Below are 12,887 nucleotides of genomic sequence, written 5' to 3' on the forward strand. Positions count from 1 at the left end.
ACTTCATTTATCTTTTATAAACCAGCGCTTTAAAAGCGTACATACATCATATCAAAACTTCCTTTAATGCAGATGTGATAACCAAACTTATAACAACTTAAAAAGGTCGTTCAGCAAAAAAGACGTAGTATGAGTTGAAGGTGCCATATTATCTGCCAGATTTTTTTATATTATTGTACATGAAATAAAAGTGCAGATGCAAAACGCCTGATGCATACCCTTGCTGCACGATTATGAAACAATGAAATTAAAACACGGTAAACAATAACAACAACTATGTGTGGACAGTATTAGTCCAGGATATAGTTATACCAGTGTGTTTGGAGGAGGGGTAGGTACGGTAGGATGATACACCTGCGGAGAAAAAGCATGCTCATGAATCAGCAATAAATTGGTTTCAATTATTTGAATGATATGCTGATGAGCGTAGATGTGCACAAAGTTTTCGTCGCAAAACTTTTTTTCTTTGGCTGCATCTTTTTCCGCAGTATCTTTTTCGTTTTTATTTTCCTGTTCTAACTGCATAATTACAGCCTTTACAGTTTTATTATTACTTAAACTTAAAAACGCAGGGGCAACCGATATAACCATCTTTATAAAAAAGATGGTTATAAATAAGAGGCTAATTCCTATTTTGTAACTCTGCGTTTTCACTCTACGCAAGTATAACAAATATTATCAAATAATATTGTCAGGCTTTTAACAAGTTTTTACTTTAACGCGCGAATTGAATTTTATTTATTGATGGCTATAAGAAACAATGTTACTATTGAACAAATAAGGCCCCAACTTACCTGGCGTTTGCGCAACGAGGTACTTTACCCCAACGAGCCATTGCATGCCATGGCAATGGACGAAGACAACCAGGGCCTGCACTTTGGCGCTTTTACAGCCGACAAACTGGTGGGCGTTATTTCACTTTTTCAAAAGGCAAACGATTTTCAGTTCCGAAAATTCGCTATCTCTTCTGCATTTCAAAACCAAGGCATCGGTGCACTGATGCTGCAATACATTACAGAATTTGCGCAATTACAGGGCGGTACACGGTTATGGTGCAACGCACGCCTGTCTGCTGTAAACTTTTATCAGAAAGCCGGCTTCCGCACCACGGGCAATACTTTTACCCGCAACAATATTACCTTTGAGGTTTTTGAAAAAGAGCTGTAAAATAAAAGAACCGGTTTTCCCCAAAACCGGTTCAGTCATTAACTCTTGAAAAAATTTTACTTACCCAAAACAAGGCTTCTGATATGAACTTTATATTAAAGCATTAACAACTTTATAATTATCCGATACAAAGCTGGGATAAAATATTGCACTTACAGCAGCTTTATTATATTTGCTCATCATGCTTATCAAAAACATCTTTATTTTATAATTGAATATGGCTGAACAAGAAAATGAAAAACCACAGCACCAGGCCGTGGTAACAAACAGCTCTCTTGCATTTTTCGAGAAATACATCAATAACCCCTCGCCTACCGGTTTTGAATGGAAAGGTCAGGAACTTTGGCTGGAATACATAAAGCCTTATATTGACGAATACTTTGTAGACAACTATGGCACTGCCGTAGGCGTTATTAATCCACAGGCCGAATACAAGGTAGTAATTGAGGCCCACGCTGATGAAATATCTTGGTTTGTAAATTACATCACCAGTGATGGCCTGATCTACGTAATTCGCAATGGCGGCTCCGATCATCAAATTGCACCATCCAAACGCGTAAACATCCATACTGATAATGGCGTTGTAAAAGCCGTGTTCGGCTGGCCTGCTATTCACACACGTTCGGGTGGCGAAAAGGAAGAAGCACCTACCCTTAAAAATATCTTTTTGGATTGCGGTTGTACATCCAAAGAAGAGGTAGAAAAATTAGGTATCCATGTAGGTTGCGTAATTACTTATGAAGATGAGTTTACCGTACTGAACGACCGCTATTATGTTGGCCGTGCTTTGGACAACCGTGCTGGCGGCTTTATGATTGCCGAGGTAGCACGTTTGCTGAAAGAAAACAACAAGCAATTACCTTTCGGCTTATATATTGTAAATGCCGTTCAGGAAGAAATAGGCTTACGCGGTGCCGAAATGATTGCACATCGCATTAAACCGAATGTAGCTATTGTAACAGATGTTACGCATGACACACAAACACCAATGATCAATAAAATAGTGCAAGGCGATTTGGCTTGCGGTCGTGGTCCGGTGGTATCATACGCACCTGCTGTTCAAAATAATTTAAACCGTTTGTTGATCGAATCGGCTCAAAAAGCAAATATTCCGTTCCAGCGCCAGGCGTCATCACGCTCAACCGGAACAGATACTGATGCATTTGCATATTCAAATGATGGGGTACCATCTGCCCTTATTTCTTTGCCGCTACGCTACATGCATACTACAGTAGAGATGATTCATAAAGAAGATGTAGACAATGTGATTCGCCTGATTTATGAAACTTTGCTGAACTTAGAAGCCGGACAAGATTTCAGGTATATCAAATAATACGCAATCCAAAACAATTCAACCTTTAACATGTTTATAGGCTTTCCACTAAGCTTATATTCGCTTACTTTAACAATTTAATATGAAACCTACACTACTTATCCTGGCCGCTGGTATGGCCAGCCGCTACGGAAGTATGAAGCAAGTGGATGGCTTTGGCCCAAATGGCGAAACCATCATTGACTATTCTATATATGATGCTATTAAAGCTGGCTTTGGTAAAATAAGCTTTATCATTCGCGAAGAATTTGCGGAGGCTTTTAAAGCTAAATTTGAGCCTAAACTACAAGGTCGGGTAGAAACCGATTACGTATTTCAAAGCTACGATTTAACCCAGTTTGGTATAGACAAAACTATTGATCGTGCTAAACCTTGGGGTACTGCACATGCTGTTTTAGCAGCCCGCAACCAAGTAAATGAGCCTTTTTGTGTAATTAACGCTGATGACTTTTATGGTTACGAAGCCTTTGAAAAAATGGCTCAGTTTTTAACTACTGAAGTTGCCGATGATAATTATTCATTAATGGGTTACCAGATTGACCGTACTTTATCTGACTACGGTTCTGTATCTCGCGGTGTATGTAAAGTAGATGAAAACGGTAATATGGTTGAAATCAACGAACGTACTGAAGTTTACTTCAAAGACGGCGATGTATTTTACAAAGATACTGAAGGTGAACACCAATTAGCGCCTGATACCCGTGTATCGATGAATTTCTGGGGCTTTACTCCTGCTGTTTTCAAACAAAGCGAAGCTATGTTCAAACGTTTTGTTGAAGCTAACGAAAACAACCCTAAAGCTGAGTTCTTTATTCCGCTGGTGGCAGACGAACTGATTAAAACCGGTACGGCTTCATTCAAAGTAATTCCAACCGGCAACAAATGGTTTGGTGTTACTTACAAAGAAGATAAGCCAATTGTGCAGCAAAGCATTTCTGAACTGGTTGAAAATGGCACTTACCCAAGCAACTTGTGGTCATAAGCTTTTAATCACCCATTATAAAAAGCCTGCTCTTGTGAGCAGGCTTTTTATTTTTTACGAAGTTCTTGATTTAATATTTTTTCCAGTTTACCTAAATACGCTTTTTCCTCACTGGCATCGTAACCAGTTTTAAAGAAAATGCATTTTCCTTGCTGATTGAAAATCATCAGTGTTGGATAGCCTTTAAAATTAAATAAAACATTAGGGCAGGCACGCTCATTATCCGGCTTATAACTTGCAAAAAACTTACCGTTATATATTTTTTGATTGCAGCCAGGAATAAAATAAACAGGCATTTTAAAATCTTTACGTCCGCTAAAATTTTCATACATAGCCTGATACTTGCTCATGGACGCATCTTTTGCCAAAAAATCTTTAACCAAGGCGGGATCGGTACGACACAGGGTAACAAAATTAATTCGTGAATTGCTGCGGTACTTAAAATATAATTTGTGCAACATTCCTAATTCACGAAAGCAAGGCGGGCATGGAATAAACCAGCAATCAAGCACCGTGATTTTACCAGCTGCCATACTTTTCAAATTATCATACTTCCCATTCAAGTCAAGCACCCGAAGGTTGGGGATTTTCAGTGTATTATGCTGCCGTTTTGGCTGCGCGTGAGCACCTAAAATAGATGCAATTAAAAAGAACGTAATGTGCAAAAGGTTTTTCATGGTTTACTTAGTTAACTAAAGATAACCTTTGGTTAACAAATACATTACTACCAATTAACAGTTATTGCATTAAAGATATTTTATAAGTTGACTAGCTTAACTTTTTATTAAGTATTTACGTTCAAGCCATTATATTTCATATTCATTGTAATATGGCGTAATTTTGTTTATCCTGATTTAATTTCCGGCTCTGGTTTAATTATTGGATAGGGCTGCAACAGCTATTGTAGCATCACCCATAAACCCACCAGATACGGAGGTGTAACTATTGATTGATACTCATGAACTTCTTTCGGCCCTTGTTCTGGCTTATTACTATTTTGCTGCTCAACAGCTCTCCGGCTTATTGTGCGGCATCAGGCAGTAGCCACGCAAATAAAACGCCGCAAAGCATTTTAGACCTGCGCAAGCAAAGCTTCGCAACCAAAATCAATCTAAACGGCAGGTGGTTGTTTACCTGGGGGCAGTTGGTAAACTCCGAAAGTTCTGACAAACAAACAGGTCAGCTTATACAATTTCCTCAATTATGGAATGGTCATTTGCTCAATAATAAACCGTTACCTGCCTTTGGTTACGCCAGTTATAGCACCACCGTATTATTGCCTAAAACTGCCGGCCCGCTTCAAGTGATAGTGCCTGATGTATACTGTGCATATCGTTTATATGCTAATGGAAAAATAGTAGCCGAAAACGGCAAAGTGAGCACTTCGGCAAAAGGCTTTAAACCGCATTGGGAAAGCAAAACCTTTGATGTACCGCTACATACCGATACTTTGAAACTTATTTTGCAAGTGGCCAACTTTGTCCATTCAAAAGGTGGCATTAACCAGCCTATTGTTATCGGCAAAAAAGAGGTTATCGAATTACAGCAAAAGCGTGCATATGCAGCCGACCTACTTTTGGCCGGATGCTTGATGATGGGCGGCCTGTTCTTTTTTGGTTTATACCTGTTTGGCAACCGCGATAAAGCTATTCTGTTTTTTGCCTTGTTTACCCTTGCCTATAGCTACCGTATTATAGGGTCAGGTAATTATGAGCTACACACCATATTGCCCAATTTTGACTGGGACCTAGCGGCACGATTGGAATACATCAGCTTATATGCCAGCATTGGCCTGTTTGGTTTTTATTGTCGTTACCTGTATCCGCAAGATCAGAACACGCGTATTGTTTTTACAGTAGGCGGCATTAGTCTTCTTTTTTCAGTTGCTACACTCCTGCTTCCTCCGTTGTACTTTACACAACTAATGGATCCTTTTCTACTTGTGGCGGTGTTTTGCATTGCATATGTACCATTTTTATACATCAAGGCCTATCGTAACAAACGCCAAGGTTCAGTGTATTCATTGGCAAGTGCTTTGGTGCTGATGGTGTTGTTTACGATCAGCTTGCTGCATTACTGGGCAATCATTTCTTCCTTTACCCTTTTTAGCTTTGCAGGCTACATCGCTTTTTTCTTTTTACAATCCATGATCCTGTCTGGTCGGGTAGCCTATCTGCTCAAAAAAGCAGGCGAGCAGGCTGCAGAGGGTTTGAAAGCCAAGTCGGAGTTTTTGAGCACCATGAGCCATGAAATTAGAACGCCATTGAACTCGGTAGTGGGCATGAGCCACTTGTTGCTGAAAAACAATCCGCGCGACGATCAACGCGAGCAGTTGAACGCTATGATCTTTTCTGCCAACAACCTGCTTAACATTGTTAACGACATACTGGATTACAGTAAAATTGAAGCAGGTATGATCAAGCTGGAAAACATCGAGATGGATGTAATGGGTATTGCGCAAAGCGTGGTTACCAGCCTGCTTAGTTCGGCACAAGATAAGGGCCTTCAATTAAACTTTGCGACAGATACAGCGCTACAAAACAAAATATTGGGCGATCCAACCCGTACATCGCAGGTGATAACTAATTTGGTTCACAACGCCATTAAATTCACATCGGTTGGCGAGGTTAAGGTTACTATCCGGGTGCAAGAGCAAAATGCAAATTTTGTTACCTTGTTATTTGAGGTGAGCGATACAGGGATTGGCATTTCGGCTCAAAAGCAGGCTTTAATTTTTGACCGCTTTACACAAGCCGATTCTTCTATATCCAGGGGCTTTGGTGGTACCGGATTGGGCCTGGCCATCTGTAAAAAAATACTGGAGCTACAGCACTCTACGTTGCGGGTAAAAAGTGAAGAAGGACGGGGGTCTACTTTTTGTTTTGTACAAACTTTTGAAAAAGGTGGCAACCTATCTAAGCTGCCCTCAATAGAACCCAATAAGTTAAAAGACGAAAAACCGTTCACCGGTTTACGGGTGTTGGTGGTAGACGACAACCCGATGAACATTATGGTGGCTCAATCTTTTCTAAAGCGCTGGGGGGCATTGGTTGATGTTGCTACCGATGGGCAACAAGCTTTAAATAAAATTGATACCGCTATTCACAAACTGGTACTAATGGATATTCATATGCCGGTGATGGATGGCTACGAATCGGCCAGAACCATGCGTACTAAAGGTATCAACACCCCTATTATTGCCCTTACTGCAGCCCTTCCGTCTGAAATAGAAACACAGGTAGAACTGGCAGGCATGGATGATATTATTGTAAAACCCTTTTTGCCCGATGAACTGTACAGCAAGGTATATCAATACATTTTTAATAGTCCGCCTGAAGTAATCATTTAAATTTTCAGGCTTCACATTGCCCATACTCATTCTGGTAACATATAGGCTCGCTGGCGTTACTATGCAAAATTGTGCTAACGTTATACTTCAAACATTTTGAGTAATTGATAGTTCAGTGTTAGAGGATATAAACGATTTCATATCCCCAAATTAAGCACTTGTACCGTGGCAAAAAAGCATCATACCACCTGTAGTAAATTTACTTTTTGGGGGATTCTTTTATCAGGCATTTTACTGACAGGCTTACCTAGCTATGTATATAGTCAAGTGGCCGCGCCTGCTGATTCTTTGAAAGAAGATTCGTTACGGATAAAGCCTAAACCCGTAAGGCCACGTACCGATTCTTTGCAGAACCAGTATGACATAGGTAATTTGTTCAAAGATATTTTTCATCCGCACCGTAAGGCCGATTCTGTTCAAAAAAAACCTTCGGGCATTACCGTTATCCCCAACGTAGGGGCCAACCCTAGTATTGGGTTTCAAATCGGCATTAAAGCGGTAGCCGGAAGAGTGCTGGGTAGTACGCCTAATACACTCATGTCGGTGGCTGCTACATCTGCTTCCATCACCACCAAAGGCATTATTTACTTTTATGTAAATCATAATGTTTTTACGCCCGGCAATAAATGGAATTTGCAAGGCAGCTTAGTGGCTGCCAAAACCGTTACACCTGATTTTGGATTGGGTATTGGCCGCAGCCCCAGCAACAACCCCACCGACCAGATTTTAAACGATCCGCAACGCAAAGGTTACGCATTACATTCACAGTATTATAATTTTAGGGAAAGAGTGTATAAGCAGGTAGCGCATGATCTTTTTGTAGGTGCCGGGGTGTCTTTTGATATCCGTCGAAAAATTGAAGATCGTGCCGCTGGCGACCAGTCGGTGCCATCTACACCCTATTATATTTACAGCGAAAGGTATGGGTTTAATCCCAATAGCTATTCATCAAACGGATTAATGTTTAACGTAGAATATACTTCCCGTGACAATCAGAACCGTGCTTATAAAGGCATTTATGCTGATGCGGGTATACGTATTAACCAAACCTGGCTGGGCAGTACGCGCAACGCTACCGTATTTACAGCAGACATGCGAAAATACTGGAGCCTATCAAGACGCAACCCCGAACACGTATTAGCCTTCTGGAACTGGGGAGCCGCCGTATTAAGCGGGGCAATGCCTTACCTGGAATTACCGGGTACTGCTAAAGACCCTAGTTTGCGAAGTGGCCGGGGCTATACCGTTGGCTATTTTAAGGCGCCGCAATTTTATTATTCTGAACTGGAATACCGCTTTCCTATCACCCGCAACAAATTTTTAAGCGGCGTAACTTTCGCTAATGTGCAAACTGCTAATGATGAAACCGGCACTAAAATATTTCAGCAATGGCAGCCTGGGGCCGGCGGTGGTTTAAGGGTGTTGTTTAACAAAGCAACCCGCACCAATTTATGCCTGGATTATGCCTTTGGCCGATATGGTGCAAAAGGCTTCTTTTTGGGATTGAATGAGGCTTTTTAAAAACCCTTTTACTTACGCATAAAATTAATTAAAAACTGTGGATACTACCATCCGTGTCAGTACACTATGCTTTTACTAACTCACAAAGCAAGTAACGGCAAACTATAAAATTGTGTAACTGTTCCCTAACTAATTAAAAGGTTATTAAGCGAGGTTAATATAACACCCTTATGGAATTTAAGATTATTAGTAACACCCAAAGCATCAATCAGCACAACGACACTTTATTGCTGAACACTGCCGAAGCGCAGGTACAGGTAAGTGTTTACAGTTCTACGGTAATACGGGTAAACATCACTACACAAGCTAATAAACCGGATACTTCTTTTGCAGTTATTCGCGAACCGTTACCTGATTTGAGCTATGAGGAAACATTGCAAGAGATTGTTATCAACACCACTGCCTTACAGGTTCGTATTCAAAAAGACCCGCTCCGCGTTGCTTTTTATACGGCTGATGGTGTGTTGTTAAGCAAAGATGATGACCGTTTTGCTACCGCTTGGCAGGATGCCAAAGTAATAAACCACCGTTCTGTACAACCCGACGAAAAATTTATTGGCTTGGGCGAAAAAGTAGGTAACCTCAATCGCAGAGGTAGTGCTTACGTAAACTGGAATACCGACGCTGCAGATTATCAACTCTTAACCGATCCGTTATATAAAACCTTCCCATTTTACATAGGCATTCACAGCGGATTAACTTATGGTTTGTTTCTGGATAATACGCATCGCTCTTATTTTGACTTTGCGGCGTCTACCGACAATCAGTTTATGTGGATTGGCGCTGATGCTGGTGACCTGAACTATTACTTTTTTGGAGCTCAAACCGTAGCCGAGATTATTAAAGATTACACCTGGCTTACTGGCCGAATGGAAATGCCGCCGTTATGGAGCCTGGGTTATCAGCAATGCCGATGGAGTTATATGAGTGCCGATGAGGTGCTGGAAATAGCACAGGGCTTTCGGGACAGGCAAATACCTGCCGATGTAATTTACTGCGATATTGATTACATGCAGGACTTTAAAATTTTTACCTGGAATAAAGAAACCTTTGCAAGGCCGAAAGATTTTATCAACCAACTAAAAGACATCAACTTTAAACTGGTAACTATTGTTGATCCCGGTATTAAAGTGGAGCAAGGCTATCAGCAATATGATGAAGGGGTTGAAAAGGGTTACTTTGCCACTTACCCTAATGGCGAAAATTATGTAGGCGAAGTATGGCCCGGCCGCTGCCATTACCCCGACTTTTTTAGAGAGGACGTGCGCGAATGGTGGGGAACATCATTCAATACTTTGACCGAGCCTGGTGTAGACGGTTTTTGGAACGACATGAACGAACCTTCGGCCTGGAACCAGAACATTCCCCCAATTGTAAAATTTGGCGATCAATTCATGCCCGAGGTACGCAATGCATATGGCATGCAAATGGCGCGCGCTACTTATGAAGGTACGCGCAAACTCTTAGGCAACAAGCGTCCGTTTGTGCTTACCCGTGCGGCATATTCAGGCATGCAACGCTACTCGGCCGTATGGACGGGTGATAACGCCGCTACTGATGAACATCTATTGCTAGGCCATCGCCTGGTGAACAGTTTAGGACTTACCGGGATGGCCTTTGTAGGCGTAGACATTGGTGGCTTTGCCGGCAACCCATCGCCCGAACTGATGGTTCGCTGGAACTCATTAGGCACTTATACACCTATGTTCCGTAACCATGCCATGAAAGAGGCTGATATGCGTGAGCCCTGGCGCTTCGGGCCCGAAAATGAAGCCATTATTAAAAAGGATATTGAGCAGCGTTATCGCCTGCTACCCTACCTGTATTCAACATTTTATGAAGCCAGCCAAACCGGTATGCCGGTAAGCCGTACATTGGCCATAGATTATACATATGATAAAAGTGTGTATTTTGAAGATTATCAAAACCAGTTTATGTTTGGTGATGCTTTATTGGTTGCACCGGTTGTAAGCTATGCCCATACAGCAAAAGTCTATTTGCCACAAGGTGCTTGGTACCGTTTAAGCAGTGACGAGCGTTACACTGGAGGAAACACATATGAAGTTGATGCTCCTTTGACCGACTTACCGGTATTTGTAAAAGCCGGTGCCATCATCCCCATGCAAAATATTGTACAAAGTACCGCTGATGCTGGCGATGGCGTAATGCAACTGCATGTATGGCAGGGTGACAAACCTACCAGCTTTATATATTACGAAGATGATGGTAATACGTATGATTATGAGCATGGTGCTTTTTATAAACGTACTATCAGTTTTGATCCGGCTAATCAAGAGGTTACGATATGTGCTGTTGAAGGTTCTTTTGTATCAAAGTATAATAAGATAACCATGGTTTGGCATGGGTTTGATAACAGAATTGCTATTCAGGAAGTGGATAATGTTCAAGATAAGATTGTGATTGTTTATAAAATACAGTAGTGCTATTTGTTTGGCAGTATTTTCCTCTTCTCAACAACACTGAAAGCCTCAAAACAAAAAAGCCTCTAACCATAACGGTCAGAGGCTTTCATCTATTACAAAACTATTACTTATTTTACTTCTTCAAAGTCAACATCAGTAACGGCATCACCACCGTTTTGAGTGCCTGCACCTGCGCCGGCATCAGCACCTGGCTGACCGCCTTGTGGCTGGCCATCGGCAGTGGCTTTGTACATGTCTTCAGAAGCAGCGCTCCAGGCGTTGTTCAGCTCGCTTTGAGCTACTTCAATATCTGGCAGGTTTTTAGCTGAGTAAGCAGTTTTCAAACGCTCTAAAGCAGATTCGATAGGTGCTTTTTTGTCAGCCGGGATTTTATCACCGTATTCTTTCAGTTGTTTTTCAGTTGAGAAGATCAGGGCATCAGCAGAGTTCAGTTTTTCAACTTCTTCTTTTGCCTTTCTGTCAGCATCAGCATTAGCTTCAGCTTCTTCTTTCATTTTCTTAATCTCGGCATCAGTTAAGCCAGATGAAGCTTCGATACGGATTTTTTGCTCTTTACCAGTAGCTTTATCTTTAGCTGATACATGCAGGATACCGTTAGCATCAATATCAAAAGTTACTTCGATTTGAGGCACACCACGAGGCGCTGGCGGAATGCTATCCAGGTGGAAGCGACCTAAGGTACGGTTTTGAGAAGCCATTGGGCGCTCACCTTGCAAAATGTGGATCTCTACAGATGGCTGGTTATCAGACGCAGTAGAGAAAGTTTCTGACTTTTTGCTTGGGATAGTAGTGTTTGACTCGATAAGCTTAGTCATCACACCACCCATAGTTTCGATACCTAATGAAAGAGGCGTAACATCTAACAGCAATACGTCTTTTACGTCGCCGCTTAATACACCACCTTGAATAGCTGCACCGATAGCTACGACCTCATCAGGGTTAACACCTTTTGAAGGCGCTTTACCGAAGAATTTTTGTACCGCTTCCTGAATAGCAGGAATACGGGTTGAACCACCTACCAGAATGATCTCATCGATATCTGAAGTGCTGTAACCAGCATTTTTCAATGCAGTGCGGCAAGGCTCAATAGTACGTTTAATTAAGCTGTCAGCCAATTGCTCAAATTTTGCACGGGTTAATGATTTAACCAAGTGTTTAGGCATACCATCGGCAGCAGTAATGTATGGTAAGTTGATCTCGGTTTGAGTAGAGCTTGACAACTCAATTTTAGCTTTCTCAGCAGCTTCTTTTAAGCGCTGTAAGGCCATTGGGTCGCGGCGCAGGTCAACACCTTCATCGCTTTTAAATTCGTCGGCCAGCCAGTCGATAATAACCTGGTCAAAGTCGTCACCACCTAAGTGTGTATCACCGTCGGTAGCTTTTACTTCAAACACGCCATCACCTAACTCTAATACAGACACGTCATGTGTACCACCACCACAGTCAAATACTGCGATTTTCATGTCTTTGTGCGCTTTATCTAACCCGTAAGCCAAAGCAGCAGCAGTAGGTTCGTTGATAATACGACGTACTTTCAAGCCGGCGATTTCACCAGCCTCTTTAGTAGCTTGACGCTGAGCATCGTTAAAGTAAGCCGGAACGGTAATAACCGCTTCGGTTACTTCAGTACCCAAAAAGTCTTCGGCAGTTTTCTTCATTTTTTGAAGAATCATTGCTGAGATTTCTTGTGGCGTATATTTACGGTCGTCAATTTCAACACGTGGAGTATTGTTGTCGCCTCTTACTACAGCGTAAGGCACACGACCAGTTTCGGTGGTAACCTCACTAAATTGGTTACCCATAAAACGCTTAATTGAATAAATTGTCTTTTTAGGGTTGGTAATAGATTGACGTTTAGCAGGGTCACCTACTTTACGTTCACCATTATCAACAAAAGCAACTACGGATGGTGTAGTGCGTTTACCCTCGCTGTTGGCAATAACTACCGGCTCGTTACCTTCCATTACGGACACACAGGAGTTTGTTGTTCCTAAGTCGATTCCAATGATTTTAGACATATGATTGATTTTTCCTTTGATTAAACCTTGTGATTAACTACTCTTATTTATCAACCCTTGTGCCAAGGCGCTA

At 41.7% G+C, this 12,887-nt stretch carries 9 protein-coding genes; 6 read left to right on the forward strand and 3 right to left on the reverse strand.

The features are described 5' to 3' along the window. Positions 1-306 precede the first annotated feature (306 nt). Positions 307-525: a hypothetical protein gene (locus GPM24_RS01750; RefSeq protein WP_158825019.1), complete on the reverse strand. Its 219-nt coding sequence runs from the start codon at positions 523-525 to the stop codon at positions 307-309. Between the two features lie 219 nt (positions 526-744). Here GPM24_RS01750 and GPM24_RS01755 point away from each other — a divergent pair, with 219 nt between their 5' ends. The 3 genes from GPM24_RS01755 (at position 745) to GPM24_RS01765 (ending at position 3,482) form a co-directional block, all read left to right on the forward strand. Further along, positions 745-1,167, forward strand: a complete 423-nt coding sequence (locus GPM24_RS01755; protein ID WP_158825020.1) for a GNAT family N-acetyltransferase — start codon at positions 745-747, stop codon at positions 1,165-1,167. 217 nt (positions 1,168-1,384) lie between these two features. Beyond that, entirely contained in the window at positions 1,385-2,500 is a 1,116-nt protein-coding gene (locus GPM24_RS01760) for a M42 family metallopeptidase (protein WP_158825021.1), read from the forward strand. A gap of 82 nt (positions 2,501-2,582) precedes the next feature. Then, positions 2,583-3,482, forward strand: a complete 900-nt coding sequence (locus GPM24_RS01765) for a nucleotidyltransferase family protein (RefSeq protein ID WP_158825022.1) — start codon at positions 2,583-2,585, stop codon at positions 3,480-3,482. A 47-nt stretch (positions 3,483-3,529) separates the two neighbouring features. Here GPM24_RS01765 and GPM24_RS01770 read toward each other — a convergent pair whose 3' ends face one another. Continuing rightward, positions 3,530-4,159, reverse strand: a complete 630-nt coding sequence (locus tag GPM24_RS01770) for a TlpA family protein disulfide reductase (RefSeq protein WP_158825023.1) — start codon at positions 4,157-4,159, stop codon at positions 3,530-3,532. A 281-nt stretch (positions 4,160-4,440) separates the two neighbouring features. Here GPM24_RS01770 and GPM24_RS01775 point away from each other — a divergent pair, with 281 nt between their 5' ends. The 3 genes from GPM24_RS01775 to GPM24_RS01785 all read left to right on the forward strand — a co-directional run bounded on the left by GPM24_RS01775 (position 4,441) and on the right by GPM24_RS01785 (position 10,793). After that, a complete protein-coding gene (locus GPM24_RS01775; protein ID WP_158825024.1) occupies positions 4,441-6,831 on the forward strand; it encodes an ATP-binding protein in 2,391 nt (796 codons plus the stop codon). 165 nt (positions 6,832-6,996) lie between these two features. Further along, a complete protein-coding gene (locus GPM24_RS01780) occupies positions 6,997-8,352 on the forward strand; it encodes a BamA/TamA family outer membrane protein (RefSeq protein ID WP_233268708.1) in 1,356 nt (451 codons plus the stop codon). A 170-nt stretch (positions 8,353-8,522) separates the two neighbouring features. Continuing rightward, positions 8,523-10,793, forward strand: a complete 2,271-nt coding sequence (locus tag GPM24_RS01785; protein WP_158825025.1) for a glycoside hydrolase family 31 protein — start codon at positions 8,523-8,525, stop codon at positions 10,791-10,793. Between the two features lie 110 nt (positions 10,794-10,903). Here GPM24_RS01785 and dnaK read toward each other — a convergent pair whose 3' ends face one another. Beyond that, the gene (dnaK, locus tag GPM24_RS01790; protein WP_158825026.1) at positions 10,904-12,814 is read right to left on the reverse strand and encodes a molecular chaperone DnaK; all 1,911 of its coding nucleotides are present in this window, start codon (positions 12,812-12,814) and stop codon (positions 10,904-10,906) included. Positions 12,815-12,887: the final 73 nt, after the last annotated feature.

The organism is Mucilaginibacter lacusdianchii (assembly GCF_009770985.1).
In the GTDB taxonomy this organism is placed as follows: Bacteria; Bacteroidota; Bacteroidia; order Sphingobacteriales; family Sphingobacteriaceae; genus Mucilaginibacter; species Mucilaginibacter lacusdianchii.